The sequence below is a fragment of the Streptomyces paradoxus genome (assembly GCF_014202475.1).
Classification (GTDB): domain Bacteria; phylum Actinomycetota; class Actinomycetes; order Streptomycetales; family Streptomycetaceae; genus Streptomyces; species Streptomyces paradoxus.
In genome coordinates this window covers 636460-661848 of the sequence record NZ_JACHGV010000003.1, presented here as the reverse complement: position 1 = coordinate 661848, position 25389 = coordinate 636460, and the positions used below count along the sequence as shown (strand labels likewise).

General features: G+C 72.7%; 27 protein-coding genes. 17 read left to right on the top strand and 10 right to left on the bottom strand.

Annotation, left to right across the window (positions count from 1 at the left end):
- Positions 1-40 precede the first annotated feature (40 nt).
- Genes HNR57_RS12780 through HNR57_RS12765 form a run of 4 tightly spaced genes read left to right on the top strand, consistent with a single transcriptional unit; the run spans position 41 to position 4719 of the window.
- Positions 41-1183: a polyprenyl synthetase family protein gene (locus HNR57_RS12780; RefSeq protein ID WP_184559878.1), complete on the top strand. Its 1143-nt coding sequence runs from the start codon at positions 41-43 to the stop codon at positions 1181-1183.
- Positions 1180-2742, top strand: coding sequence for a phytoene desaturase (locus HNR57_RS12775; RefSeq protein ID WP_184559877.1), 1563 nt, complete (start codon positions 1180-1182; stop codon positions 2740-2742). Before HNR57_RS12780 ends, HNR57_RS12775 begins: the two co-directional genes overlap by 4 nt.
- Positions 2729-3706, top strand: a complete 978-nt coding sequence (locus tag HNR57_RS12770; protein WP_184559876.1) for a phytoene/squalene synthase family protein — start codon at positions 2729-2731, stop codon at positions 3704-3706. The genes HNR57_RS12775 and HNR57_RS12770 overlap by 14 nt, the downstream gene beginning before the upstream one ends.
- Positions 3703-4719 carry a Rieske (2Fe-2S) protein gene (locus HNR57_RS12765; RefSeq protein ID WP_313673509.1) on the top strand — a complete coding sequence of 339 codons (1017 nt, stop codon included), beginning with the start codon at positions 3703-3705 and terminating at the stop codon, positions 4717-4719. The genes HNR57_RS12770 and HNR57_RS12765 overlap by 4 nt, the downstream gene beginning before the upstream one ends.
- 58 nt (positions 4720-4777) lie before the next feature.
- Here the strand turns inward: HNR57_RS12765 and HNR57_RS12760 are convergent, their stop codons facing one another.
- The 4 genes from HNR57_RS12760 to HNR57_RS12745 all read right to left on the bottom strand — a co-directional run bounded on the left by HNR57_RS12760 (position 4778) and on the right by HNR57_RS12745 (position 9501).
- On the bottom strand, positions 4778-6352 hold the full coding sequence (locus HNR57_RS12760; RefSeq protein WP_184559874.1) for an FAD-dependent oxidoreductase: 1575 nt from the start codon (positions 6350-6352) through the stop codon (positions 4778-4780).
- A complete protein-coding gene (locus tag HNR57_RS12755) occupies positions 6349-7065 on the bottom strand; it encodes a class I SAM-dependent methyltransferase (protein WP_184559872.1) in 717 nt (238 codons plus the stop codon). Before HNR57_RS12755 ends, HNR57_RS12760 begins: the two co-directional genes overlap by 4 nt.
- Positions 7062-8276, bottom strand: coding sequence for an FAD-dependent oxidoreductase (locus tag HNR57_RS12750; protein WP_313673507.1), 1215 nt, complete (start codon positions 8274-8276; stop codon positions 7062-7064). The genes HNR57_RS12755 and HNR57_RS12750 overlap by 4 nt, the downstream gene beginning before the upstream one ends.
- Positions 8277-8418: 142 nt before the next feature.
- Positions 8419-9501 (bottom strand): MerR family transcriptional regulator, encoded by a 1083-nt coding sequence (locus HNR57_RS12745; RefSeq protein WP_184559870.1) that lies wholly within the window; start codon positions 9499-9501, stop codon positions 8419-8421.
- Between the two features lie 161 nt (positions 9502-9662).
- Between HNR57_RS12745 and HNR57_RS12740 the strand changes: the two genes are divergently transcribed.
- From HNR57_RS12740 to HNR57_RS12715, 6 genes are all read left to right on the top strand, one after another.
- Positions 9663-10268, top strand: a complete 606-nt coding sequence (locus tag HNR57_RS12740; RefSeq protein WP_184559869.1) for a sigma-70 family RNA polymerase sigma factor — start codon at positions 9663-9665, stop codon at positions 10266-10268.
- A gap of 94 nt (positions 10269-10362) precedes the next feature.
- Positions 10363-11193: a DUF4397 domain-containing protein gene (locus HNR57_RS12735; RefSeq protein WP_184559867.1), complete on the top strand. Its 831-nt coding sequence runs from the start codon at positions 10363-10365 to the stop codon at positions 11191-11193.
- Between the two features lie 187 nt (positions 11194-11380).
- The gene (locus HNR57_RS12730) at positions 11381-11848 is read left to right on the top strand and encodes a class F sortase (protein WP_313673504.1); all 468 of its coding nucleotides are present in this window, start codon (positions 11381-11383) and stop codon (positions 11846-11848) included.
- Positions 11836-12219 (top strand): hypothetical protein, encoded by a 384-nt coding sequence (locus HNR57_RS12725; protein ID WP_184559865.1) that lies wholly within the window; start codon positions 11836-11838, stop codon positions 12217-12219. The genes HNR57_RS12730 and HNR57_RS12725 overlap by 13 nt, the downstream gene beginning before the upstream one ends.
- Before the next feature lie 110 nt (positions 12220-12329).
- Positions 12330-12599 (top strand): type II toxin-antitoxin system Phd/YefM family antitoxin, encoded by a 270-nt coding sequence (locus tag HNR57_RS12720; protein ID WP_184559863.1) that lies wholly within the window; start codon positions 12330-12332, stop codon positions 12597-12599.
- A complete protein-coding gene (locus HNR57_RS12715; protein ID WP_184559861.1) occupies positions 12592-12855 on the top strand; it encodes a type II toxin-antitoxin system RelE family toxin in 264 nt (87 codons plus the stop codon). The genes HNR57_RS12720 and HNR57_RS12715 overlap by 8 nt, the downstream gene beginning before the upstream one ends.
- 85 nt (positions 12856-12940) lie before the next feature.
- Here HNR57_RS12715 and ychF read toward each other — a convergent pair whose 3' ends face one another.
- On the bottom strand, positions 12941-14029 hold the full coding sequence (ychF, locus tag HNR57_RS12710) for a redox-regulated ATPase YchF (protein ID WP_030842729.1): 1089 nt from the start codon (positions 14027-14029) through the stop codon (positions 12941-12943).
- 168 nt (positions 14030-14197) lie between these two features.
- On the opposite strand from ychF, the gene HNR57_RS12705 reads away from it, so the two are divergent.
- Entirely contained in the window at positions 14198-14815 is a 618-nt protein-coding gene (locus tag HNR57_RS12705; RefSeq protein WP_184559859.1) for a DUF6542 domain-containing protein, read from the top strand.
- A gap of 18 nt (positions 14816-14833) precedes the next feature.
- Here HNR57_RS12705 and ppgK read toward each other — a convergent pair whose 3' ends face one another.
- Both ppgK and HNR57_RS12695 read right to left on the bottom strand, forming a co-directional pair.
- Positions 14834-15580 (bottom strand): polyphosphate--glucose phosphotransferase, encoded by a 747-nt coding sequence (ppgK, locus tag HNR57_RS12700; protein WP_184559857.1) that lies wholly within the window; start codon positions 15578-15580, stop codon positions 14834-14836.
- Positions 15581-15648: 68 nt separating this feature from the next.
- The gene (locus tag HNR57_RS12695) at positions 15649-16686 is read right to left on the bottom strand and encodes a 4-hydroxy-3-methylbut-2-enyl diphosphate reductase (RefSeq protein ID WP_184559856.1); all 1038 of its coding nucleotides are present in this window, start codon (positions 16684-16686) and stop codon (positions 15649-15651) included.
- Between the two features lie 137 nt (positions 16687-16823).
- Here HNR57_RS12695 and xseA point away from each other — a divergent pair, with 137 nt between their 5' ends.
- From xseA to HNR57_RS12680, 3 genes are all read left to right on the top strand, one after another.
- Entirely contained in the window at positions 16824-18032 is a 1209-nt protein-coding gene (gene xseA / locus HNR57_RS12690; RefSeq protein WP_184559854.1) for an exodeoxyribonuclease VII large subunit, read from the top strand.
- A 9-nt stretch (positions 18033-18041) separates the two neighbouring features.
- The gene (locus tag HNR57_RS12685) at positions 18042-18287 is read left to right on the top strand and encodes an exodeoxyribonuclease VII small subunit (protein WP_184559852.1); all 246 of its coding nucleotides are present in this window, start codon (positions 18042-18044) and stop codon (positions 18285-18287) included.
- Positions 18288-18407: 120 nt separating this feature from the next.
- Positions 18408-18998, top strand: coding sequence for a malonic semialdehyde reductase (locus HNR57_RS12680; protein ID WP_184559850.1), 591 nt, complete (start codon positions 18408-18410; stop codon positions 18996-18998).
- A 55-nt stretch (positions 18999-19053) separates the two neighbouring features.
- Here HNR57_RS12680 and HNR57_RS12675 read toward each other — a convergent pair whose 3' ends face one another.
- The gene (locus HNR57_RS12675; RefSeq protein ID WP_184559848.1) at positions 19054-19578 is read right to left on the bottom strand and encodes a DUF4245 domain-containing protein; all 525 of its coding nucleotides are present in this window, start codon (positions 19576-19578) and stop codon (positions 19054-19056) included.
- A gap of 127 nt (positions 19579-19705) precedes the next feature.
- On the opposite strand from HNR57_RS12675, the gene glpX reads away from it, so the two are divergent.
- Positions 19706-20740: a class II fructose-bisphosphatase gene (glpX, locus tag HNR57_RS12670; protein WP_033311180.1), complete on the top strand. Its 1035-nt coding sequence runs from the start codon at positions 19706-19708 to the stop codon at positions 20738-20740.
- Between the two features lie 100 nt (positions 20741-20840).
- Here the strand turns inward: glpX and HNR57_RS12665 are convergent, their stop codons facing one another.
- Both HNR57_RS12665 and HNR57_RS12660 read right to left on the bottom strand, forming a co-directional pair.
- A complete protein-coding gene (locus HNR57_RS12665; protein ID WP_031132581.1) occupies positions 20841-21218 on the bottom strand; it encodes a WhiB family transcriptional regulator in 378 nt (125 codons plus the stop codon).
- Between the two features lie 114 nt (positions 21219-21332).
- Positions 21333-22034, bottom strand: a complete 702-nt coding sequence (locus HNR57_RS12660) for a DUF1707 SHOCT-like domain-containing protein (RefSeq protein WP_184559846.1) — start codon at positions 22032-22034, stop codon at positions 21333-21335.
- A gap of 169 nt (positions 22035-22203) precedes the next feature.
- Here HNR57_RS12660 and HNR57_RS12655 point away from each other — a divergent pair, with 169 nt between their 5' ends.
- Both HNR57_RS12655 and HNR57_RS12650 read left to right on the top strand, forming a co-directional pair.
- Complete coding sequence (locus HNR57_RS12655; RefSeq protein WP_281403880.1) at positions 22204-23880, top strand: fumarate hydratase; 1677 nt, start codon at positions 22204-22206, stop codon at positions 23878-23880.
- Between the two features lie 77 nt (positions 23881-23957).
- Positions 23958-25361 carry a class II fumarate hydratase gene (locus HNR57_RS12650; protein ID WP_184559842.1) on the top strand — a complete coding sequence of 468 codons (1404 nt, stop codon included), beginning with the start codon at positions 23958-23960 and terminating at the stop codon, positions 25359-25361.
- The last annotated feature ends 28 nt before the right edge of the window (positions 25362-25389 follow it).

The following is a 25389-nucleotide window of genomic DNA, read 5'->3' as shown; positions in this document are numbered from 1 at the left end:
CACAGAAGTGCGAACGACCGGAAGCGAGAAGGGGTTGGGCATGCTTGGACCGCGGCCGACGGTGGCCGGACCGGCGGAGACGAATCACTCCCCGCTCACCGCTCCGGGGGCCACGCGCGCCATGGAGGCGGTTCTGGAGCGGGTGCTGGAGGACCGGCTGCGGCAGGCCCGCGAGACCGACGCGGTGTTCGCCCGCGAGACGGCCGATCGCCTCGCCGCGTTCGTCCGGCGGGGCGGCAAGCGGCTGCGGACGGCGTTCGTGTGGTGCGGCTGGCGGGCCGCGGGCGGCTCGGGAGACACCGGCGCGGTCCTGCGCACGGGTGCGGCCCTCGAACTGCTCCAGGCATGCGCCCTCATCCACGACGACGTGATGGACGGGTCACCGCTGCGCCGGGGCGCCCCCGCCCTGCACGTGGACTTCGCCCGGGACCACCCGGCCGGCCGGACCGGCGGGTCCACCGAGTCGTTCGGGACGTCGGCCGCCGTGCTCGCGGGCGACCTGGCGCTGGCGTGGGCGGACGACCTGCTGACGGAGACGGCCCTCACCTCGCCGTACGGCGCGCGGCTGCACGAGGAGTGGCGGGCCATGCGCACCGAGATGGTCGCCGGGCAGTACCGCGACCTGCGCGCGCAGGCGAGCGGCTCGTCCGGCGCGGAGGAGGCCCTGACCATCGCGGTCCTGAAGAGCGCCCGGTACACGGTCGCGCGGCCCCTGGCGCTGGGCGCGGCCCTGGCCGGCGCGGACGCCCGCACCGTGGGCGCCCTGCGGGCCGCGGGCCGGTGCGCGGGGCTGGCCTTCCAGCTGCGCGACGACCTCCTCGGGGCGTTCGGCGATCCGGCGCTGACCGGCAAACCGGCCGACGAGGATCTGCGCTCCCGCAAGCTCACGCCTCTCCTCGCCGCCGCCGTCCGGCTCGCGGAGGCCACCGGCGACCGGGACGCCGCCGCCGTGCTCGCGCCGGGCGCGGACGCCCGGCCGGGGCACACCGTCGACCGGATGCGGGCGGCACTGGAGCGGACGGGCGCCCGGGCCGAGGTGGAGGCGAGGATCGCGGACCTGGCGGCCACGGGTCTGCGGCACTTCGAAGCGACCGGCGCCGCCCCCGGAGTGCGGCGGGAGTTCGCCGCCCTGGTCGAGCGGGCCTCCGGCCTCGCCCCGCGCCCCGCGGAGGAACTCGTATGAGAACGGTGACGGGACCGACGGACCATGTCGTCGTGGTGGGCGCCGGCCTGTCCGGGCTGGCGTGCGCGCTGCATCTGCTGGGCGCCGGCCGCCGCGTGACGCTCGTCGAACGGGACGCCGGCCCGGGCGGGAGGGCCGGGCGGGCCCGGCTCGGCGACTACCTGGTGGACACAGGGCCGACGGTGCTGACGATGCCGCACCTGGCCGACGAGGCGTTCGCGGCGGTCGGCGAGAGCCTCGCCCGGCACGTCGAGCTGATGCCCCTGCACCCCGCCTACCGGGCCGGATTCGCGGACGGGACCTCGCTCGACGTGCACACCGACGCCGAGGCCATGGAGGCGGAGGTGCGGCGCTTCGCCGGACCGGCGGAGGCGGCCGGCTACCGCAGGCTGCGGGCGTGGCTGGAGCGGCTGTACCGGGCGCAGATGCGCCGTTTCATCGACACCAACTTCGACTCGCCGTTCCAGCTCGCGCACCCGGATCTGGCCCGGCTGGCGGCGCTCGGCGGCTTCGGGCGTCTCGACGGCCGGATCGGCCGCTTCCTCTCCGACGCCCGCCTGCGCCGGGTCTTCTCCTTCCAGGCCCTGTACGCCGGGGTGGCACCGGCCCGGGCACTCGCGGCCTACGCGGTGATCGCCTACATGGACACGGTGGCCGGTGTCTGGTTCCCCAAGGGCGGCATGCACGCGCTGCCCCGCGCGATGGCGGACGTGGCGGCCGGTGCCGGTGCCGAACTGCGGTGGTCGGCCGAGGTGAGCGCGCTGGAACGCTCCGCCGGCCGGGTGCGGGCGGTCCGGCTCGCCTCGGGTGAGCGCATCCCGTGCGACGCGGTGGTGCTGACCTGCGAACTTCCCGCCGCGCACCGGCTGCTGGGCCGGACGCCCCGGCGCCCGGTGCCGCTGCGGCACTCGCCGTCCGCGGTGGTCCTGCACGCGGGGACCGACCGCACCTGGTCCCATCTCGCCCACCACACGCTGTCCTTCGGCGCCGCCTGGGAGCGCACCTTCGACGAACTGACCCGCTCGGGCACGCTGATGAGCGACCCGTCGCTGCTGATCACCCGTCCGACCACGCACGACGCCTCCCTGGCACCGCCGGGCCACCACCTGCACTACGTCCTGGCGCCCTGCCCCAACACCGCCGTCGGCCCCTCCGCCGCCGCCTGGCGGGACCTGGGCCCGCGGTACCGCGACAGCCTGGTCGCCGAGCTGGAACGCCGCGGCCTGGACGGGTTCGCGGACAGCGTGGAGGAGGAACTGCTGGTGACGCCGCTCGACTGGGCGGCCCAGGGCCACGCGGCGGGCAGTCCCTTCTCCGTCTCCCACACCTTCGCCCAGACCGGGCCCTTCCGGCCGCGCAACCTCGTCCGCGGGCTGGACAACGTGGTGCTCGCCGGTTGCGGGACCACGCCCGGGGTCGGCGTACCGACCGTGCTCATCAGCGGCAAACTCGCCGCCGCCCGCGTCACCGGGGGCCGCACCCGGGCGACCCGGGCGGGCCGGTTGCCCGACCGCCGCCCGTCCGCCCCGACCGGAGCAGGTGCCCATGACCCGTCGTGAACTGGACGCCGCCGGGATCACCGACCCCGGCCTGCGTGCCGCATACACCCGATGCCGGCAGCTCAACGCGCGCCACGGCCGGACCTACTTCCTGGCCACCCGCCTGCTGCCGCTGGAACGCCGGTCCGCGGTGCACGCGCTGTACGGCTTCGCCCGCTGGGCCGACGACATCGTCGACGACCTGGACCGGCACCGGACCCCCGACGAGCCCGGCCTGCTGCTGACGCGGCTGGAGGGCGAGCTCGCCCACGCGCTGCGTACCGGCGGCGGGACCGAACCGGTGGTCCGGGCCGTGGCCGACACCGCCGACCGGTACGGCATCGACGTGACGCTGTTCGCCGACTTCCTCGTCTCGATGCGCGCCGACCTGAAGGTCACCGACTACCCGACCTACGCCGATCTGCGGGCCTACATGCACGGCTCGGCCGCGGTGATCGGCCTGCAGATGCTGCCCGTGCTCGGCACGGTCGTCCCGCGCGAGGAGGCGGCACCGCACGCGGCGGCCCTCGGGGTGGCGTTCCAGCTGACCAACTTCCTGCGGGACGTGGGCGAGGACCTGGACCGCGGTCGCGTCTACCTGCCGGCGGACCTGCTCGCCGCCCACGGCGTGGACCGGCCGCTGCTGGAGTGGAGCCGGCGCAGCGGCCGCCGCGACCCGCGCATCCGGGCGGCGCTCGTCGCGGCCGAGGCCCTGACCAGGGACGTGTACCGGACGGCGGAACCGGGCATCGCGATGCTCGACCCGCGGGTACGCCCGTGCATCCGCACCGCTTTCACGCTGTACGGCGGCATCCTCGACGCGATCGCGCGCCACGACTACACCGTGCTGCACCGCCGGGCGGTGGTGTCCCGCCGCCGGCGGGCGGCCACCGCCGCGGCCGGTGTCCTGAAGGTGGCCGGCGCGCGGTGGCACGCGGCGCCCGCGGCGGAGCGCCGCGCTGGAACGGAAAGGACCGGGTCGTGACCGACCGAGCGGACAAGGCACGCTGGACCTCACCGCTGCGGCGGCGCCGCGGTCCCGGCTGGGCGGAGCAGACGCCGACCTGGCGCGCGGCCCGCCCCGCCCTGATCGCGGACACTCTCAAACGCGCGTCCGCCCGGCCCTCCGGCAACTGGTTCGTGGCCGGTGCCTCCCGTGACGTGCGCCCCGGCCGCCCCTACGGCAGGACCGTCGGCGGCGTCGAGGTGGTGCTGTGGCGGTCGGAGTCGGGCGACCTGCGGGCGGGCCACGGCGCCTGCCCGCACCTCGGTGCTCCGCTGCGGGACAGCCGGGTGGTGTGCGGCACGCTGGTGTGCCACTGGCACGGGCTGGCCCTGGACGGTGCCGCGTTCGCCGGCTGGCAGCCGTACCCCGTCCACGACGACGGGGTGCTGGTGTGGGTGCGGCTGGACGCGGTCGGGGGCGAGGAGCCGTCGGAGCGGCCCGTGGTTCCGGCCCGTCCCGCACCGGGCGCCGGGGTGGACGCGGTGTTCACCGGGGTCGGGCGCTGCGAGCCGCAGGACGTGGTGGCCAACCGGCTCGACCCGTGGCACGGGTCCTGGTTCCACCCGTACTCCTTCGTCGACCTGACGGTCGTGAGGGAACCGCCCGGCGACGAGGGGGCCGACGAGGACGACGCCTTCGTGGTCGACGTCGCCTTCCGGGTGGCGGGCCGTCTGGTGGTGCCCGTGCGGGCCGAGTTCACCGCGCCGGAGCCGCGCACCGTCGTCATGCGCATCACCGAGGGCGAGGGCGCCACGTCCGTGGTGGAGACCCATGCCACGCCGCTGACCGCCGCGGACGCGGACCGGCCGCGGACGGCCGTGATCGAGGCGGTCGTCGCAGCCTCGGACCGGCGCGGCTTCGCCCTGGCCCGGGCCGCCGCCCCCGTGCTGCGCCCCCTGATGCGCAGTACGGCCGGGCGCCTGTGGCGCGATGACCTCGCCTACGCCGAGAGGCGCTGGGAGCTGCGCAGCACCGGGCGGTTCCCCGGGTGAGGTGACCCCGCCGGACGGGCCTGTGCGGGTCGTCCCGGGCCCGTCCGGCGGCCGGGCGTCACCGGCGCGCCGGACGTTCCGCGAGCGCGCCGAGCGCCCGCAGCACCGGCGAGCGGCCCGCCCGTGGCACGGTCCACAGCACCTGGCCGCGGACGCCCCACCCGGCGAGCAGGGCGTTGGACGCCAGGAAGCCGGTGGTGGCGGCGCGTTCCATCAGGGCCACGGGCAGGTCGCAGCGCAGCCCGTCGCCGGCCAGCGTCAGCCACGGGTGCGGGGTCCGTACGGTGGGGCGCCGGTGGTGGGTGCCGGCCGGGAAGAGCGGGCAGTCCGAACGCCACTCGTGCCGGACGTCCACGACACGCGCCTGACGGGTCTCCGGGTACACCCGCCGCAGCTGCCCGAGCAGCGCGTCCTGCACGGTCTCCCGGTCCGCGCCGGGGTCGACGGCGTAGGCGTGCAGTTCGACCACGGAACCCCCGTGTTTCGCGGCCCGGCGGGCGGCCTCGCCCTCGTAGCGTTCCAGGACGCTGATGTTGTCGAGGCCGTCGTAGCCGCTGGTGCCGAGGAAGCCGGGGCGGTCGGCGCGGACCGGGCGGTCGAGCCAGAGCCGCGAGACGAGGAACGGCGGGGCGGTGCGCAGGGCGGCGATGTCCTCGCGCCAGGGGGCGGTGCCGAGGCGGGGCGAGTCGGCGACGACCTGGCGCAGCCCCGCGGTGTCGAGGGCGAGCACCACCGCGTCGTGCCGCTCGGTGCCGGTGCCGGTGCGCAGCTCGGCTCCCCCGCTGCCGGCGGGCTCCACGCGGTGCACGGGGGTGCCGGTGCGGACGGTCGTGCCGAGGCGCTGGAGGTAGTCGGCGAGCGGCTCCCACAGGGCCTGCGGGAAGGGCTCGTCGGGCACGTCGAAGAGCAGCCCCTCCGAGGAGCCGAGGAAGTAGATGTGGAACATCAGCATCAGCTCGGCGGCGGAGAGTTCGCGCGGGTCGGCGAAGAAGCTGCGGGAGAACACCTCGAACGCCAGGTGGTGCGCGGCCTCCGGGAAGCGGACGCGTTCCAGGAAGGCGGTCGCGCCGACCCGGTCGAAGCGTGCGTACACGTCGGGCACCCGCACGTCCATCAGCGGCAGCGCCGCCCGGGCGTCCAGGGCGGCGAGGTCGCGCAGGCCGAAGGTGGGGCTGAGGGCGACGAACCCGAGGGCGCTGAGGGGCGGGGTGCGCGGGACGCGGGCGAAGCTGTCGGTCAGCCCGCCGCTGTGCCGCAGGGGGTAGTCGGGCAGCGGGGTGAGGCGGGCGAGGGCCGGGTCGGTGCGCCGCAGCAGGCCGCGCAGGTTGTAGTACTGGCGGAAGAAGGCGTGGAAGCCGCGGCTCATGGTCACCTCGGAGCCGTCGGCCAGCCGGGTGCGGTGGCCGGCCAGGCGGCCGCCCAGCGAGTCCTCGCGTTCGTAGAGGGTCACGCGGGCGCCGCGTTCGGCCAGTCCGGTGGCGGCGGCGAGACCGGCGATCCCGCCGCCCACGACGGCGACGGACGGCGCGTCCTCGCGCGCGAACCGGTCCCGGCCGGGCACCGGCATGAGGACCTCGGCCTTGCGGTCCCGGCCGCGGCGGGCGGCCGGACGGGTGCTCGTCGGGCGGCTCATCGGTTGGCCTGCCCCGCCGCGGCGACGAAGGTGTGCGTGATGCCGGTCTGCCATCCGGCGAGGGGCAGGGCCCGGGCGCCCGTGAATCCGGCGCGCGTCAGCCGCCCGGTGAAGCCGGAGGCGGTGTCGAAGTCGAGGACGCTGTGCCACAGGTGCCGGTACAGGGCCCGGTCACCGGTGAGCGTGCCCGCCGGGATGATCACCCCCTGGCACACGGCCGTCCACAGCGCCCGGTGCGCGGGCGAGCCGCCGAGGCTGTACTCGTGGACGGCGAGCCTCCCGCCCGGCCGCAGCAGTCGGCGCACCGTGCCGAGGACGGCGTCCGGGTCGGAGACGTTGCGGAACAGGTAGGCGGCGAAGACCGCGTCGAAGGGCCCTTCACCGGCCGCGTCGAGTTCCTCGGCGCTCAGGTGCAGGAAGCGCACGCCGTCGGGCCACGGCTTGGCCAGCGCCCGGCGCAGCATGCCCGCGGAGGCGTCCACCGCGGTGATCCGCGCCCGGGGCGCGGCCCGCAGCAGGGCCCGGGTGGAGGCGCCGGTGCCGCAGCCGAGATCGAGCAGGTGCAGGCCGGCCCCGTCCCCGGGGAGCTTCAGCCGGCGGGCCGAGCGCAGCAGATCGGCGCGGTATCCCGGGTTGAGGCCGGTGAGGCGGTCGTAGGTGCGGGACGCGTGGTCGAAGGCGCGTGCCAGGTCGTGGTCGCGCAGCAGGGTCATGGGTGGCTCTCTCCGGTTCCTGGGGCGGGGTGGGTGCGGCGGGGAAGGAAGGGCACTTCGAGCGCGGTGCGGAGCATCGGGCCCACCGGGGTGCGCAGTCCGATGCCCCACTCCTCCCGGAGCGAGGTGGCGCCGTCGAGGAAGCGCAGCAGGCGCTGTGCCGGCGTCCGGCGGAACAGGCCGGTGAAGAACTCGGGGCCGTCGATCCGCCCGGTGTCCAGGGCCCGCAGCAGCACCGCGTCCATGGCGAGCGCCCGCCTCCCGTGCGGTGCGGGCACGGTGACGCGGCCGCGTTGCAGAGCGGCGGCGATGGCCCGGCTGTGCCGCTGTACCGCCGCGAAGGTGTAGCCGGTGGCGGGGCGGGTCGCGCCGCCCGCCGTCCCGATGCGGAAGACGGCCGCCCCGGCCCGCCGGGGGAAGCGGGCGTCGGTCATGGGGATGACGCCCTGCTCGGCCGTCTCCACGCCGAACTCGCCCAGGCGCAGCACCTCGCGGGCGTAGTGGCCGAGCGCCGCCTCGTAGGCCTCGGTGGTCAGCGAGGCCCGCGAGAACTCGGTGTACTCGACGAGCGCACGGTCCGGGGCCAGCGGCAGGACGTACCCGAAGGCGAGTCCGTGCCGCGGCTGGGGCACCCGGAAGTCCATGAGGTCGGCGACCGCCGGGTCGAAGCGGTCGCCGCGGGTGCGCACGAACCAGCCGCGGAAGTGCTGCAGCAGCTGCGTCCGGGCGGGGGGCAGGGCGCGCAGGGGCCGCGAGTCGAACACGTGGCGGGAGCGCAGCGTCAGGGTCCGGCCGTCGGGTGCCGTGCAGCGGACCTCCGCGCCGCCGGGTACGTCGCGCACGGTGTCGGCCGTGGCGCGCAGCAGCCGCCCGCCGGGCGCACGCGCAAGCCGTGCGTGCACGAGTCGTTCGAAGGCCGAGGAGCGCACCATGCGGTAGCGCGAGGGGGCCGGATCGACGGTGAGCGGGCTGCCGTCGGGGCCGTGCACCCGCAGCAGGGGCCAGGTGGCGGTGACCGCTTCGCCGAAGTCGTCGTCGCCCTGGTCCCAGTAGCACCAGGTCCGCTCCGCCGGACGTGCGGGACCGTCCGGCGGTTCCACCACGGTCACGGTCGCTACGCCGGTCTCGACCAGCCGGTACGCGAGGCTGAGGCCGGCGGCTCCGCCCCCGACGACCACCACGTCCGACGTGCCGACGGGTCCCTGGCTCACCGGGCCCACCACGCGCCGCTCATGTCCGCACTCCGCTCCCGGCCACCCGGTCGGCTGTGCCCGTCCGCCGTGGTGTGTCCGTCGTGTTCTGTCCGTTCACCGCTTCGGGCGGGTGCCCCTGTTCGGATGCAGTCAGCCGGGGCTATCGCGACACGACCGTCTCCAGAACCGCGACGGCCTCGGCCAGCCCCGTGGGACGCGGCAGGCCCGGGACGGTCCGGCCGGACCAGCCGGGCCCGATCGTCAGGACGACCGGCTTGCGGCGGGCGCCCCGCACGCCCCACTCCATCGCGGCCACGTGCTGGGCCAGCGGGCGGCTGGCGGTCGTCCGGGACTGCGCCCACAGTGCCACCGCCGCCGGCCCGGTTCGGCGGACGGCCGTCACGAGGGACTCCACGGGCAGGGCGCCGCCGAACATGCGCACCGGCAGGCCCCGTTCGGCCAGCGCGGCGGCCAGCACCTCCAGGGGCAGCGTGTGGTTCTCCCCCGGTACGCAGGCGAGCACGACGGTCGCGCCCGGGCGGTCGGCGGCCGTGGGCGGGGCGCCGCGCCGCAGCGCGCCGGAGACGTGCCAGGACAGGAAGTGCTCGACCTCGACGTACTTCTCGCCGGAGCTCTCCCACTTGCGGCCGACGGCCTGGAGGGTCGGCATGATCACCTCGGTCCAGGCGGCGACCAGCCCGTGCTCGGCGATCGCGGTCTCCAGGAGCTCGTCGAGTGCGGAGGCGTCGAGGCGCAGCGCGGCGCGGGCGATGCCCTTGCACTCCTGACGCACGTCACCGAGGCGCAGCCCGCTGCCCGCCCGGCTGCGGGTGCGGACGGACGGCCGCGGTGGCACGTCGGCGTGCCCGCGGCCCGGGGCCGCCTCCCCCGCCGGTTCCTGCGTCGCTTCCCCGGCCGCCCCCGGGGGTGCCGGGGCGGCCTGCGGGGCCGGGGCCGGTTCCTGCGTCGCTTCGCCGAGGACCGTGCGCGCGGCCTCGGCGGGCGGTATCCCGGTCGCCGTCAGGGCGCACATCCGCTCCAGCCGGGCCACGTCCACCGGGGTCCACCGCCGGTGCCGGCCCCCCGTGTGCGCGTCGGGCCCGAGGCCGTAGCGCCGGTCCCACGTGCGGACCGTGGTGGGAGCGACCCCCAGCCGCCTGGCCACCTCCCCGGTGGTCAGTCCGACACCGGCCGGCGCGCTCCCGGGTCCGCGGTCGCGGCTGTCCCGTTCGTGTACACCCATACCCCCGACTGTACGACGCACAAACGACGCACGTTGAGATGCGTCGTTTGTGCGCCGAACACTGGCTTCCAGCGCATGGTCGCGGCTCGGCACAGCGCGACCGGTGCGGTCGGCAGACGGCCTTCCGTCCCCGCACGACGCACTGCAGGAGGAACCAGGCCATGATCACGAACACGCGACTCACCGCCCCCACCGCACCCGCGGAGGAAACGCGGTACGAGGAGGAACTGGCCCGTGGCCTCGTCGCCGCCGACGAGGAGGCGTTCGCCGCGATCTACCGGCGATGGGGCTCGCTCGTCCACACCATGGCCACCCGACTGCTCGGCGACACCTACGAGGCGGAGGACGTGACCCAGCAGGTCTTCCTCGGCGCCTGGCACGGCCGGGCGGGGTTCCGCCCCGAACGGGGTCCGCTCGGCGCATGGCTGGTCGGCATCACACGCCGCAAGATCGTCGACGCGCTGGCGGCCAGGACGAGGCGCCTGACGCTCATCGACTCGGCCGGCCGCGACGCAGACACCACCGGGCCCGCCCAGGCGGCACCGGACCGGGTCCTGGACCGGGTGCTGCTCATCGACGCCCTGGCCCAACTGCCGCGCCCGCAAAGGGAAGTGCTGTGCATGGCCTTCTACGAGGACCTGACCCAGGCGCAGATCGCGGAACGGACCGGCATGCCGCTGGGAACCGTCAAGAGCCATGCCCGCCGCGGCCTGCACCGGCTCCGCCAGGCGATCGAACAGCCCCCGGCCCCCGGCACGGACCTCTAGGGCCTGTCGTACGCGCATCCGCGGCGGCCCCCACACCCGAAACAGGACCGAGACTCCGCACCGTACGGAGCCTCCGTTCGAAGGGATGATTCCCATGATTTCACGCACCCGCCTCGCCATCGCCGCCTCGACCGGTGCCTGCGCCCTGGCCCTCGGCGTCTCCGCGCCGGCCCTGGCCGCCGAGCAGCAGGACAAGGCCATGGTGTCCGTCTTCCACGGCATCCCCGGTATGACCGTGGACGTGTACGCCAACGGCGATGAACTGATCGGCGACTTCAAGCCCGGCACCGTGACGGACCCCCTGTCCCTCGACGCCGGGAGTTACGACATCCAGATCTTCGAAGCGGGCAAGGATCCCGGCGGAACTCCGGCCCTGGAGAAGAAGATCGAGGTGCCGGAGGGCGCGAACGCCACGGTCGCCGCCCACCTCACCGCCGACGGCGATCCCGAGCTGACGGCCTTCACCAACGACGTCTCCCAGGTCGACGCCGGCAAGTCGCGTCTGACGGTCCGCCATGTCGCGGCCGCGCCCGCCGTCGACGTCCGGGCCGGCGGACAGCCGGTCTTCAGCAACCTGACCAACCCGAAGGAGGACACCGCCGAGGTCGACGCCGGCACGGTCAACGCGGACGTGGTGCTCGCCGGTACGGACACCGTGGCCATAGGCCCGGCCGACCTGAAGCTCGGCGAGGGCACCAGCAACGTCGTCTACGCCTGGGGCAGCGCCGAGGACAAGAACCTGGCCCTGGCGACCCAGACGTTCAGCGGCATGGAGTCCTCGCCCAAGGGCGTCCCCGCGGGCGGCAGCGGTGCCGCCGTCACGCCGAACTCCTCCGACCTGGGGCCGGCCTGGGCCGCCGGGGCCGGAGCGGTCGCGGTGGCGGGCCTGCTGGTGGCCCGCCGGGTCGCCCGCCGGCGTGGCTGACGGCACGCGGCGGCTGACGGGACCGATTGCGACGGCTGCCGCTCTGGCAGCCGTCCTCGGTTTTCCGGCCACGCCGTCGCAGCCGGCCGCGCCGCCGCCCGGCGTGGCGGCAGCACCGTCGGAACCCAGGAGCGCGGCGGCGCCCGAGGCGGCGCCCGGCACGGCGCAGGATCCACCGCCCCGGCGGGTGCTCGTACCCAGCGCCGGTCTCGACGCCCGGGTCGGTCCGGTGGGCGTGACGGACCGGGGGGACATGGCCGTCCCCGACGACCCTTCCGGGGCGGGCTGGTACCGCTACGGCCCCGCGCCGGGCAGTGCCCGGGGCTCGGCCGTGCTCGTCGGGCACGTCGACACCGAAACCGGTGACCTCGGCGAGTTCCTGGCGCTGTACGACGTGCGGCGCGGAGACCGTGTCGAGGTGCGGCGGGCGGGCGCCGAGCCGGTGCGCTATCGGGTCGTCTCACGGGTCACCGTGCCGAAGGACGACCTGCCGCCCTCGGCGTTCCGGCGCAGCGGCGCCCCCGTCCTCACCCTCATCACCTGTGCGCCTCCGTACGACCCCGAGCGAGGGGGCTACGTGTCCAACCTCGTCGTCACGGCGGAGCCCGTCGAGTCCCGCCCAGCGGGGAACGGGAGGGCGAAGTGGCCCACGTAGAGCCCGCGCACCTGGTGGAACTGGCGCTGCGCAACGCCACCCCGACCGACGCCGACGCCGAGGCACTGCGTCACGTCGAACAGTGCGCCCGCTGCCGTGACGAGTTCCGCATGCTGACCCGCGTGGTCGCGGCGGCCCGCACCGCGCAACTCGTGGACCTGCCGACGGCGCCCCCGGAACGCGTCTGGCAACGGATCAGCCGAGACGTCTCCGGCCCCCCGGCCCCACCCCGGCCGCCCGCCCCCGCCCCGGACCCCGGAAAACGAGTACTCCTGGCCCTACTGGCCCTCGCAGCCGCCGCCGGCATCGCCTTCGCCCACCGGTACCTGCGGCAAGGAGCCGCTGGACAGCCGGATCCGCCCGACCTCTGATCGGACCGCGCCACAGACTCCGTGTGCAACCAGGCCTGCATGTGTCGACTTCGAACCCTACGAGCCTTTCGTCGTTGTGTACACCTGCGACACTCGGTACGCTTGAGCGCATGACACAGCCGCTGCCCATTGAGTCCATCCGCGATGTCCGGGCACACCTGGCCGAGGTCGTGGAGCGGGCTGACCGCGACGACGTGCCCACGGTGATCACGCGCCGAGGCAAGCAGGTGGCCGCCGTGGTGTCCATCGAAGTGCTCCGGAAGTACCAGGAGTGGGAAGAGCGCGAGATCAACCGCATCATCGACGAGCGCATGGCCAACCCGGCACACGGCATCCCGATCGAGGACATCATGCGGGAGACGCTGGCGCGCAGTGAGTGAGTACCGCACCGTCTTCCGACCGGAGGCTCAGGCTGAGCTCCGCAAGGTCCCACGGGACATGGCCCTCCGCATTCTGGCCAAGCTGACCGAGCTGGAGAGCGACCCGCTGGGGTTCAACACCACGGCCCTGGTCTCCCAGCCCGACCGGCGCCGCCTACGGGTAGGCGACTACCGCGTGATCTACACGCTCGACAACGGTGAGCTGGTGGTGTGGGTCGTGCACGTCGGGCATCGCTCCGCGGTCTACGACACGTAGCTGCTCCAGGTTCTGCGAACCGTTGCGGACAGCACAACGGCCTGACCTGCTTTCTCGCAGGTCAGGCCGTTTGTCGACGTCGAGATCAGACGTTGAACCGAAACTCCACCACATCCCCGTCCTGCATCACATACTCCTTGCCCTCCATCCGCGCCTTCCCCTTCGCACGGGCCTCCGCCACCGAGCCCGTCTCCACCAGGTCGTCGAAGGAGATGACCTCCGCCTTGATGAAGCCCTTCTGGAAGTCGGTGTGGATGACGCCGGCCGCCTCGGGGGCCGTCGCGCCCTTCTTGATGGTCCAGGCGCGGGATTCCTTGGGGCCGGCGGTCAGGTACGTCTGGAGACCCAGCGTGCGGAAGCCGACGTGGGCCAGGGTCGCCAGGCCCGGCTCCTCCTGGCCGACGGACTGGAGGAGTTCCAGCGCCTCGTCCTCGTCGAGCTCGGCGAGGTCCGCCTCCAGCTTGGCGTTGAGGAAGATCGCCTCGGCGGGGGCGACCAGGGCCCGCTGCTCGTTCTTGAAGTCCTCGTCGGTCAGCTCGTCCTCGTCGACGTTGAAGACGTAGAGGAACGGCTTGGTGGTGAGCAAATGCAGGTCGTGCAGGAGCTCCTCGTTCCCGGAGCCCTGGACGATGCCCGCGGAGAACAGCGTGTCGCCCTTCTCCAGGATCTCCTTGGCCTCCTCGACGGCCTTGACCTTCGGCGCGATGTCCTTCTTGATGCGCGACTCCTTCTGGAGGCGCGGCAGGACCTTCTCGATGGTCTGCAGGTCCGCGAGGATCAGCTCGGTGTTGATCGTCTCGATGTCGTCCTTCGGCGAGACCTTGCCGTCCACGTGCACGACGTTCTCGTCCTTGAAGGCACGGATGACCTGGCAGATCGCGTCCGACTCTCGGATGTTCGCGAGGAACTTGTTGCCCAGGCCCTCCCCCTCGGAGGCGCCGCGGACGATGCCGGCGATGTCGACGAAGTCGACGGTGGCCGGAAGGACCCGCTGCGAGGAGAAGATCTCCGCCAGCTTCGTCAGGCGGGGGTCGGGCACGCCGACGACGCCGACGTTGGGCTCGATCGTGGCGAACGGGTAGTTGGCCGCCAGCACGTCGTTCTTGGTCAGGGCGTTGAACAGGGTCGATTTGCCGACATTCGGCAGACCGACGATTCCGATCGTGAGCGACACGTTGCGACTTCCCGTGAGTGGAGGGCCAGGAGGCCAGGGGACCGGCCGATCCACCAGTCTACGGCGTGTCCGGAACCGCCCGGGCGGACAGTCGAACGCTTGGCCAAGCCGCGGCTGACGGCGTGTCTGAGGGGCTATTCGGCATATAGAACGACCTAAGTTGGTGTTGTGGAGCAATACAGGACGCGATCTCCTCAGTACGGAACGCGACAGCACGGACCGCGACGGGACCGGCCCAGGCCTCCCAGGCCGCCCCGGCAGCCCGTGCCGTCCCAGGCGGGACGGGGAGCGGGGGGCGAGCCGGTGCGCGCGGCCCGGCCGCCCGGGCCGCAGCGCCGCCCCGCGCCGGTACGACGGCCCGCGCCCGCACCGGTCCCCACCGCGGGCGGCCTGCCGAACCCCCGGCTGACCGGCCTGGGCAGCGGGCTGTTCTGCGCGGTGGTGATGTTCCTGCTGGGCGCGCTCTGCTCGGCGCTTTTCGGGGCGTCCCTGACGGCGTACGGCGTGCTGTTCCTGCCCGTGTGCGCGCTGACCGCCCTCTGGGTGCGCCGGGTGGACCTGATGACCCCGCCCGTCGTCGTGCCGATCGCGTTCGCCGTGGGACTGCTGCCGCTGGCCGACGGCGAGGAAGGGACCGGCAGCATGCTGATGGGCCTGCTGACGGCGCTCGCCACGCAGGCCGGCTGGCTGTACGGAGGGACGCTGATCGCCGGGCTGATCGTGATCGTCCGGCGGATCAGGCTGGTGCACCGGCGGCGGACGGCCGGGGCCCGGCCGCCGGTGTGACACGCGGCGGATCAGGCCTCAGCGACCGGCCGCCCGCATCGCCGCGCCCACGATCCCCGCGTTGTTCTGCAGCTGCGCCGGCACGATCTCGGCCTTGATGCCCTCGATGTGGGGCAGGAACTTGTGGGATTTGCGGCTGACACCGCCGCCGATGATGAACAGCTCCGGCGAGAACAGCATCTCGACGTGGGCGAGGTACTTGCTCACGCGGTGCACCGCCCAGTGCTCCCACGTCATGTCGTGGTCCTCACGGGCCTTGCTGGAGGCCCGCTTCTCCGCGTCGTGCCCGTCGAGCTCCAGGTGGCCCAGCTCGGTGTTCGGGACAAGGACGCCGTCGACGAAGACCGCGCTGCCGATGCCCGTGCCGAGGGTCAGAAGGATCACCGTGCCCCGGCGGTCGCGGCCGGCGCCGAAGTGCATCTCGGCGACACCCGCCGCGTCCGCGTCGTTGACCACCGTCACCGGCAGTCCGCCCAGCCGCTCGCCGAGCAACGCGCGGGCGTCGGTGTCGATCCAGCTGTCGTCGACGTTCGCCGCCGTGCGGATCGTGGCTCCGTCGGTGACCACGCCCGGGAACGTGACCCCGACGGGGCCCGTCCAGCCGAAGTGGCCGACCACCTGCCTGACGCCGTCGGCCACCGCCTCGGGCGTGGCCGGGTGGGGGGTGAGGACCTTGTGGCGCTCCTGCGCCAGGTCGCCCTGGTCCAGGTCCACCGGCGCGCCCTTGATCCCGGATCCGCCGATGTCCACTCCGAAGATCTGCATGGCCCTACGTTACGACGAACGACTGACGGTCACAGGCCGGGCAGCGGGGCTGCCCGGCCTGTCCCCGATCACTCCCCGGAATTTTCACCGGCTGTCGTCGAGGTGCCGGCGCCACCGCGCTCGGCGACCAGGGTCGCGGCCTCCTCGCGCAGGTTGCGCCGCAGCTCCTTGGGCAGGGAGAACGTGATGGACTCCTCGGCCGCCTTGACGATCTCCACGTCCTCGAAGCCGCGCTGGGAGAGGTACTCCAGGACCTGCTCGACCAGGATCTCCGGGACGGAGGCGCCCGAGGTGACGCCGACCGTGGTCACGCCCTCCAGCCAGGCCTCGTCGATCTCGTCGGCGAAGTCCACCAGGTACGCCTCACGGGCGCCCGCGATCTTGGCGACCTCGACGAGCCGCTTGGAGTTGGAGGAGTTGCGCGAGCCGACCACGATGACCAGGTCCGACTCGGCGCCCATCTGCTTCACGGCCAGCTGGCGGTTCTGCGTGGCGTAGCAGATGTCGTCGCTGGGCGGGGAGATGAGCTGCGGGAACTTGTCCTTCAGGGCGTCGACGGTCTCCATGGTCTCGTCGACGGACAGCGTGGTCTGGGAGAGCCAGACGACTTTGGACGGGTCACGGACCTCGACCTTCGCCACGTCGCCCGGCCCGTCGACGAGCTGGATGTGGTCGGGGGCCTCGCCGGAGGTGCCGATGACCTCTTCGTGGCCCTCGTGGCCGATCAGGAGGATGTCGTAGTCCTCGTTCGCGAAGCGGACGGCTTCCTTGTGGACCTTGGTGACCAGGGGGCAGGTGGCGTCGATGGTGGCGAGCTTGCCGCGCTCGGCCTCCTCGTGGACGACGGGGGCCACGCCGTGCGCGGAGAACATGACGATGTTCCCCGGGGGCACTTCCTCCGTCTGCTCGACGAAGATCGCGCCCTTCTTCTCCAGGGTCTGCACGACGTACTTGTTGTGGACGATCTCGTGCCGGACGTACACCGGAGCGCCGTACTGCTCCAGGGCTTTCTCGACGGCGATCACGGCGCGGTCCACACCCGCGCAGTAGCCACGGGGGGCGGCGAGCAGGACACGGCGGCCAGGCGAAGCAGACATGCGTCCCATCGTAAGGCCGCGTTCGGCGGGTCGAAGATCGCACGCTGGTGGAGTCCCCGCGAAGACTGGGGAGACTGACGTGGCGCACGTCCGGCCGCGCCCGCGGGTGGGCGGTGTTGTCGGCGGTGACCACTACCCTCGCGGACATGGCTGTGAACACGACTCCGGAAGCCCCGCTGCCCGTCGGCGAGGTGTCGCGGCTCATCGGGGGCTGGATCGACCGGCTCGGGGCGGTGTGGGTAGAGGGGCAGATCACCCAGCTGTCGCGGCGGCCGGGCGCGGGTGTGGTGTTCCTGACGCTGCGGGACCCGTCGTACGACATCTCGGTGAGCGTCACCTGCTACCGGCAGGTGTTCGACGCCGTCGCGGACGTGGTGAGCGAGGGCGCCCGGGTCGTCGTCCTCGCCAAGCCCGAGTGGTACGCCCCGCGGGGGCAGCTGTCGCTGCGGGCCGCCGAGATACGGCCCGTCGGGGTCGGTGAGCTGCTCGCGCGCCTGGAGCAGCTGAAGAAGGCCCTGGCCCGGGAGGGGCTGTTCGCGCCGGAGCGCAAGAAGCCGCTGCCGTTCCTGCCGCAGCTGGTCGGGCTGGTCTGCGGGCGGGCCTCGGCCGCCGAGCGGGACGTCCTGGAGAACGCCCGGCACCGCTGGCCCGCCGTCCGCTTCGAGGTGCGCAACGTCGCCGTGCAGGGCGTGCACGCCGTGCCGCAGGTCGTGCAGGCCGTGAAGGAGCTCGACGCGATCGACGATGTGGACGTGATCATCGTCGCCCGGGGCGGCGGCAGCGTGGAGGACCTGCTGCCGTTCTCCGACGAGCAGCTGATCCGCACGGTCGCGCAGTGCCGTACGCCCGTGGTGTCCGCCATCGGGCACGAGCCGGACAACCCGCTGCTGGACCACGTCGCCGATCTGCGCGCCTCGACCCCGACCGACGCGGCCAAGAAGGTCGTGCCGGACGTCGGCGAGGAGTACGAGCGGGTGCGGCTGCTGCGGGACCGGGCGCGGCGGTGCGTGGCGGCGCTGGTGGACCGGGAGGAGCGGGGGCTGGCGCACGCGCTGGCGCGGCCGTCGATACAGGACCCGCACCGGATGATCGAGGTGCGCGCCGACCAGGTGGCGGACCTGCTGGACCGGGCCCGGCGCTGTCTGCGGCACCAGCTCGACCGCGCCGAGTCGGAGCTGTCGCACACGCACGCGCGCGTGGTGGCCCTCTCCCCCGCCGCGACCCTGAAGCGCGGGTACGCGGTGCTGCAGAAGGCGGACGGGCACGCGGTCCGCGACCCGGGCGAGGTGACGGCCGGGGAGACCCTGCGCGCGCGGGTCTCCGAGGGTGAGTTCTCCGTACGAGTGGACACATAGGGTGGGTGGATGACCAGCGAGGTTGACGAGACACCGGGCACCGGCGAGGCGCTCGGGTACGAGCAGGCGCGGGACGAGCTGATCGAGGTCGTCCGGCGCCTGGAGGCGGGCGGTACGACGCTGGAGGAGTCCCTCGCGCTCTGGGAGCGGGGCGAGGAGCTGGCCAAGGTGTGCCGGCAGTGGCTGGAGGGGGCCCGGGCGCGGCTGGACGCGGCGCTGGCGGAGGAGACCGCGGAGGACGAGGACGCGGAGTGACCTGGGGCGTTCGGTTCGTGATACGCGACACCCCCACATTGATTGAACGTTGAACTTCATTCGCGTACGGTCGAGACGTCAGCCGGTCATCCGGATCGACAGTCGCGAGAAAGTGCATCCATGTCCCTCGTTCTTGACCCCGCAGCCCAGGACCTTCTGTTCCGTGAGGCCCGCAGCGCCAACACCTTCACCGACGAACCGGTGACCGATGAGCAGGTGCAGGCGATCTACGACCTGGTCAAGTACGGTCCGACCGCCTTCAACCAGACCCCGCTGCGCATCACCCTGGTCCGCTCCCCCGAGGCCCGCGAGCGTCTGGTGGCGCACATGGCCGAGGGCAACCGGCCCAAGACCGCGAGCGCACCGCTGGTGGCGATCCTCTCCGCGGACAACGAGTTCCACGAGGAGCTGCCGCACCTGTTCCCGGCCGCCCCTCAGATCAAGGACGTCTTCTTCACCGAGCGCCCGGTCCGCGAGAACGCCGCCGCGCTGAACGCCGCCCTCCAGGCCGCGTACTTCATCGTCGGCGTCCGCGCCGCCGGCCTTGCCGCCGGACCGATGACCGGCTTCGACTTCGAGGGTGTGCGCAAGGAGTTCCTGGACGACGACCACACCCCGCTGATGGTCGTCAACATCGGCCGCCCGGGGCCGGACGCCTGGCACCCGCGCTCCCCGCGCCTGGACTTCGACCAGGTCGTCACGACCGTCTGAGCGACGCGCACGAGGAAGGCCCCCGGCATCCGCCGGGGGCCTTCCTCGTGCGCGTTCACTTCGTATGCAGCGCCTCGGCCATCTTCGTCAGCTGCGCGAACGAGGCGGTGCCGGTCACGACCGTCGTCGAACCCTTGGTGCCTTCCAGGACCAGCGCGTCGTACCGGCCGCCCTCGTACCGGGTCCAGGTCTCGCCGGCGATCTTCTCGGTCTTCCCGGTCTCCCGGGCGCCCTGGGTCGCCTCGTCGAGGAAGACGGGGCGCCGCTGAGTGGACTGCTCGACCGCCACGTACTCCCCCTCGGGATCGTGGAAGCCGAGGTGCCAGGCGTCGAACTCGTCGCCCTGGAAGCGGACGGAGGTGGCCTTCCATGTGTCGGGCAGGCCCTGGGGCGCGGCCACCGGGTAGGAGGCGGCACGGCGTGCCGTGAGCAGTTCGACCCGGTAGTCGACGGCCTTGACGTCGGGCGCGCTGTCGTCGTGCGGGATGAAGAGGTACACGAAGCCCGCCACGAGGACGATGACTCCCATGGAGAGGATCATGTCCCGTGCCGTCTTCTGCTTGCCGTTCTTGCCTGCCACGCCCCCTATCGTCGCAGGTCCCTGCCGCGCTCATCCGTGGGGGCCCCTGCTCATTTTGGGGCCTCGGCGATAGAGTCGGGCGACAAAGCCCTCATCCGGCCGTCGTCGTACAGAAAGGTGCGCTCCGATGACCGAGCATCATCACTTGCCGTCCGAACTTGATGTGCCCTCCGAGGCCCCCGACCGCAACCTCGCCCTGGAACTGGTCCGGGTCACCGAGGCAGCGGCGATGGCCGCGGGCCGCTGGGTCGGCCGCGGTGACAAGAACGGCGCCGACGGCGCTGCGGTGCGCGCCATGCGCACCCTCGTCTCCACCGTGTCGATGAACGGCGTCGTCGTCATCGGCGAGGGCGAGAAGGACGAAGCCCCCATGCTGTTCAACGGGGAGCGCGTGGGCGACGGGACCGGACCCGAGTGCGACATCGCCGTCGACCCGATCGACGGCACCACGCTGACCGCGAAGGGCATGACCAACGCGATCGCGGTGCTTGCCGCCGCCGAGCGCGGGTCCATGTTCGACCCGTCCGCCGTCTTCTACATGGACAAGCTCGTCACCGGGCCGGAGGCGGCCGACTTCGTCGACATCAACGCCCCGGTGTCGGTGAACATCCGGCGCGTCGCCAAGGCGAAGCGGTCCGCGCCGGAGGACGTGACCGTGGTGATCCTGGACCGCCCGCGGCACGAGGGCATCATCAAGGAGATCCGGGAGACCGGGGCCCGCATCAAGCTGATCTCCGACGGCGACGTGGCCGGCTCGATCCTGGCGCTGCGCGAGGGCACGGGCGTCGATCTGCTGCTCGGCATCGGCGGTACGCCGGAGGGGATCATCTCGGCCTGCGCGGTGAAGTGCCTCGGCGGCACGATCCAGGGCAAGCTGTGGCCCAAGGACGACGAGGAGCGGCAGCGGGCGATCGACGCGGGGCACGACCTCGACCGGGTACTGACGACCGAGGACCTCGTCACCGGCGAGAACGTGTTCTTCGTGGCCACGGGCATCACCGACGGGGAGCTGCTGCGGGGGGTTCGCTACCGGGCGGAGAACGCCACGACCGACTCGATCGTGATGCGGTCGCGGTCGGGCACGGTCCGCCGGATCTCCTCCGAGCACCGGCTGAGCAAGCTGCGGGCCTACAGCGCGATCGACTTCGACAAGGGGAAGTAGCCCCGAGAAGAAGACCGGCGCAGCGAAAGGGCGTCCCCGGTGCGGTGGGGACGCCCGTTTCGTACGCCCTGTTAGTGCACGCTGTTCGCGCCCTCGGCCGTCAGCCCGCCGCCGCTATCTGGTTCGCCGGGCGGGCCGCCTTCTTCAGCTCCATGTCACGGCGGCGGCGCCGGGCCAGGACCACGCGGCGCTCCGCGGCGGTGAGGCCGCCCCACACGCCGTACGGCTCGGGCTGGAGCAGGGCGTGTTCGCGGCACTCGACCATCACCGGACACCGGGCGCAGACCCGCTTCGCCGCTTCCTCCCGGGACAGTCTCGCGGCGGTCGGCTCCTTGGAGGGGGCGAAGAACAGCCCCGCTTCGTCACGCCGGCACACCGCCTCGGTGTGCCACGGGGCGTCCTGGTCCCTGTCTCGCGCTGGCACCCGCGGGGCCGGAACGGCAGCTACCTGCAGAGACGAATGCGGCGGTTGCAGCACGGTCTACTCCTGACGACGGCTTCGCGAGCGAGAGACGATGCAGCAAGGCCTACCCGCTGTACGCGCGCCTATGCACTGAGTTCCGAACCGCCGGATTCGGGGGATTCGCGCCTGTCAATGCCCCAGGTGTTTGCGCAAACTCCGGTCGACCTTGCGCTGCACCCGGTCCAGGATGTCCGCGACGATCTTGCCCCGCTTGGGCCGCGCCTCGACGCTGCCCAGGACGGCCCAGCCGTCGACGTACACGATGGGGGCCTGCGGGTCACCCGAGTCGAGGGTGTCCACCTCGAAGCTGCCGAGGACGCCGCTGCCCGTGCCGCGCAGCGACACGTTCTCCGGGACGCGGATGTCGACGCTGCCGAAGATCGCGAACGACTTGACGACGACCTGCTGATGGTCGAAGAGGGCCTCGCTGAGGTCTATCTCGACACTGCCGAAGACCGCGTACGCGTGGATACGGCGGCCCGCGCGCCAGCGGCCCTTGCGGACGGCGCCGCTGAAGACCGCGACGACGTTGTCGTCCGGGTCGATCGGGAGGGCGCCGGCGGTGGGGCGGTGCGGGGCGGGAGCCGGGGAGGAGCCGGGGCCCTGGCGGTGGGCGGCGGGCAGGTCCTGTATGAAGACCTCCAGCTCGCCGACGGTCTTGGCGCGCAGCACCCCCTCGACGCGCTCGGCATGCTCGTCCGCGGTGAGACGGCCTTCGGCCAGGGCGTCGTGCAGGATGTCGGCGATGCGGTCGCGCTCGGCGTCGGAGGCGCGGAGCTCGGAGACGGCGGGCGCGCTCTGCTGCTGGAGGTCCTGCTTCTGAAGGTCCACGGCAGCAGCGTACCGAAACACGATAGATCGCGACACCCCTCGGCGGCGCCCCTTGGGTCGCGGCCGGATGTGACGAACTGAGCCTTACCTCACAAGCTCGCCGTCAGCGGCAGGTTCTACGCTGGTTGGCGCCCGCCAAAGGAGGCGGGCCGCGTCTGTCGAGTGAGGAATGGGCGAGATGCCTGAGTTCGCGTACACCGATCTGCTCCCCCAGGGAGAGGACACCACCCCGTACCGGCTGGTGACCTCCGAGGGTGTCTCCACGGTCGAGGGGCCGGACGGGCGGACCTTCCTCCAGGTGGAGCCGGAGGCGCTGCGCAAGCTCGCCGAGGAGGCCATCCACGACATCCAGCACTACCTGCGCCCGGCCCACCTCGCGCAGTTGCGCCGCATCATCGACGACCCCGAGGCCTCCGGCAACGACAAGTTCGTCGCGCTGGACCTGCTGAAGAACGCGAACATCGCGGCGGCCGGTGTGCTGCCGATGTGCCAGGACACGGGCACGGCGATCGTGATGGGCAAGCGCGGGCAGAACGTGCTGACGGCCGGCCGCGACGAGGAGGCCCTGAGCCGCGGCATCTACGACGCGTACAAGAACCTGAACCTGCGCTACTCGCAGATGGCTCCGCTCACCATGTGGGAGGAGAAGAACACCGGCTCCAACCTGCCCGCGCAGATCGAGCTGTACGCGGCCGACGGCGGCGCCTACAAGTTCCTCTTCATGGCGAAGGGCGGCGGCTCGGCCAACAAGTCGTTCCTGTACCAGGAGACGAAGGCCGTCCTGAACGAGTCCTCCATGATGAAGTTCCTGGAGGAGAAGATCCGCTCGCTGGGCACCGCTGCCTGCCCGCCGTACCACCTGGCGATCGTGGTCGGCGGCACGTCCGCCGAGTACGCGCTGAAGACGGCGAAGTACGCCTCCGCGCACTACCTGGACGAGATCCCGGCGGAGGGCTCGGAGCTCGGGCACGGCTTCCGGGACAAGGAGCTGGAGCAGAAGGTCTTCGAGCTGACGCAGAAGATCGGCATCGGCGCGCAGTTCGGCGGCAAGTACTTCTGCCACGACGTGCGCGTGGTGCGCCTGCCGCGGCACGGCGCCTCCTGCCCGGTCGCCATCGCGGTGTCCTGCTCCGCCGACCGCCAGGCCGTCGCGAAGATCACCGCCGAGGGCGTCTTCCTGGAGCAGCTGGAGACGGACCCGGCCCGGTTCCTGCCGGAGACGACGGACGAGCACCTCGACGAGAGCGACGTCGTCAGGATCGACCTGAACCAGCCGATGGAGACGATCCTCGCGGAGCTCACCAAGTACCCGGTGAAGACCCGCCTGTCCCTGACCGGCCCGCTGGTCGTGGCCCGCGACATCGCGCACGCCAAGATCAAGGAGCGGCTGGACGCGGGCGAGGAGATGCCGCAGTACCTCAAGGACCACCCGGTGTACTACGCCGGTCCGGCCAAGACCCCCGAGGGCTACGCGTCCGGCTCCTTCGGCCCGACGACGGCCGGCCGGATGGACTCCTACGTGGAGCAGTTCCAGGCGGCGGGCGGCTCCAAGGTGATGCTGGCCAAGGGCAACCGCAGCAAGCAGGTCACGGACGCGTGCGGCACGCACGGCGGCTTCTACCTCGGCTCCATCGGCGGCCCGGCCGCGCGCCTGGCCCAGGACTGCATCAAGAAGGTCGAGGTCGTCGAGTACGAGGAGCTCGGCATGGAGGCCGTCTGGAAGATCGAGGTCGAGGACTTCCCGGCGTTCATCGTCGTCGACGACAAGGGCAACGACTTCTTCCAGGACCCGGCACCGGCGCCGACGTTCACCTCCATTCCGGTACGCGGTCCCGGACTCGCCTGAGAAGGGCGGTGACGATTCGCCTCCACGGGGAACAGTGGTCGCGGCGCTGACGCTGTGACACGTGGAGGTGATCGTCGATGACCGACGAGCAGGACAGGACCGAGTACCGCACCGAGCACGACTCCATGGGCGAGGTGCGGGTGCCCGCCCACGCAAAGTGGCGGGCGCAGACCCAGCGGGCGGTCGAGAACTTCCCGGTTTCCGGGCAGCGCATCGAGCGCGCGCACATCGAGGCGCTGGCCCGCATCAAGGGGGCGGCGGCCAAGGTCAACGCCGAGCTGGGGGTCCTGGACAAGGACATCGCCGGGGCGATCCAGGAGGCGGCCGATGAGGTCGCCGAGGGGAAGTGGGACGCGCACTTCCCGGTCGACGTGTTCCAGACCGGGTCCGGGACCTCGTCCAACATGAACACCAACGAGGTCATCGCCACCCTCGCGAGCGAGCGGCTGGGCAGCGCCGTGCACCCGAACGACCACGTCAACGCCTCCCAGTCGTCCAACGACGTCTTCCCCTCCTCGATCCACATCGCCGCCACCGCCGCGGTGACGCGCGATCTGGTCCCCGCCCTGGAGCACCTGGCGGCCTCCCTTGAGCGCAAGGCCGAGGAGTTCGCCGACGTCGTGAAGTCCGGTCGTACGCACCTGATGGACGCCACGCCCGTGACGCTGGGCCAGGAATTCGGCGGGTACGCGGCCCAGGTGCGGTACGGCGTCGAGCGGCTTCAGGCCTCCCTGCCCCGGCTCGCCGAGCTGCCCCTCGGCGGCACGGCCGTCGGCACCGGCATCAATACCCCGCCCGGCTTCTCCGCGGCCGTCATCGAGGAGGTCGCCCGCGCCACCGGGCTGCCCCTCACCGAGGCCCGGAACCACTTCGAGGCGCAGGGCGCCCGGGACGGCATCGTCGAGACCAGCGGGCAGCTGCGGACCATCGCGGTCGGGCTGACGAAGATCGCCAACGATCTGCGCTGGATGTCCTCCGGGCCGCGCACCGGCCTCGCCGAGATCGCCCTGCCCGACCTCCAGCCCGGCTCCTCGATCATGCCGGGCAAGGTGAATCCGGTCATTCCCGAGGCCGTGCTGATGGTCGCCGCGCAGGTCGCCGGCAACGACGCCACCGTCGCGACGGCCGGCGCCGCCGGCAACTTCGAGCTGAACGTGATGCTGCCGGTCATCGCGAAGAACGTGCTGGAGTCGGTCCGGCTGCTCGCCAACGTGACGCGGCTGCTGGCCGACCGCACCGTGGACGGGATCACCGCGAACCGCGAGCGGGCGCGGGAGTACGCCGAGTCCTCCCCCTCGGTCGTCACACCGCTCAACAAGTACATCGGCTACGAGGAGGCCGCCAAGGTCGCCAAGAAGGCGCTGGCCGAACGGAAGACGATCCGTCAGGTCGTGCTGGACGGCGGGTACGTGGAGCGCGGTGACCTGACCGCGGAGCAGCTCGACGAGGCACTGGATGTCCTGCGGATGACCCGCCCGTGACGACGGGACGCAGACGTGTGCCCGGCGC

Bases quoted from the DNA above. Each gene is read 5' to 3' on its own strand.
- HNR57_RS12780 (WP_184559878.1), top strand. From the start codon at position 41: ATGCTTGGACCGCGGCCGACGGTGGCCGGACCGGCGGAGACGAATCAC.
- HNR57_RS12775 (WP_184559877.1), top strand. From the start codon at position 1,180: ATGAGAACGGTGACGGGACCGACGGACCATGTCGTCGTGGTGGGCGCC.
- HNR57_RS12770 (WP_184559876.1), top strand. From the start codon at position 2,729: ATGACCCGTCGTGAACTGGACGCCGCCGGGATCACCGACCCCGGCCTG.
- HNR57_RS12760 (WP_184559874.1), bottom strand. From the start codon at position 6,352: ATGAGCCGCCCGACGAGCACCCGTCCGGCCGCCCGCCGCGGCCGGGAC.
- HNR57_RS12755 (WP_184559872.1), bottom strand. From the start codon at position 7,065: ATGACCCTGCTGCGCGACCACGACCTGGCACGCGCCTTCGACCACGCG.
- HNR57_RS12745 (WP_184559870.1), bottom strand. From the start codon at position 9,501: ATGGGTGTACACGAACGGGACAGCCGCGACCGCGGACCCGGGAGCGCG.
- HNR57_RS12740 (WP_184559869.1), top strand. From the start codon at position 9,663: ATGATCACGAACACGCGACTCACCGCCCCCACCGCACCCGCGGAGGAA.
- HNR57_RS12735 (WP_184559867.1), top strand. From the start codon at position 10,363: ATGATTTCACGCACCCGCCTCGCCATCGCCGCCTCGACCGGTGCCTGC.
- HNR57_RS12720 (WP_184559863.1), top strand. From the start codon at position 12,330: ATGACACAGCCGCTGCCCATTGAGTCCATCCGCGATGTCCGGGCACAC.
- ppgK (WP_184559857.1), bottom strand. From the start codon at position 15,580: ATGCAGATCTTCGGAGTGGACATCGGCGGATCCGGGATCAAGGGCGCG.
- HNR57_RS12695 (WP_184559856.1), bottom strand. From the start codon at position 16,686: ATGGGACGCATGTCTGCTTCGCCTGGCCGCCGTGTCCTGCTCGCCGCC.
- xseA (WP_184559854.1), top strand. From the start codon at position 16,824: ATGGCTGTGAACACGACTCCGGAAGCCCCGCTGCCCGTCGGCGAGGTG.
- HNR57_RS12685 (WP_184559852.1), top strand. From the start codon at position 18,042: ATGACCAGCGAGGTTGACGAGACACCGGGCACCGGCGAGGCGCTCGGG.
- HNR57_RS12680 (WP_184559850.1), top strand. From the start codon at position 18,408: ATGTCCCTCGTTCTTGACCCCGCAGCCCAGGACCTTCTGTTCCGTGAG.
- glpX (WP_033311180.1), top strand. From the start codon at position 19,706: ATGACCGAGCATCATCACTTGCCGTCCGAACTTGATGTGCCCTCCGAG.
- HNR57_RS12655 (WP_281403880.1), top strand. From the start codon at position 22,204: ATGGGCGAGATGCCTGAGTTCGCGTACACCGATCTGCTCCCCCAGGGA.
- HNR57_RS12650 (WP_184559842.1), top strand. From the start codon at position 23,958: ATGACCGACGAGCAGGACAGGACCGAGTACCGCACCGAGCACGACTCC.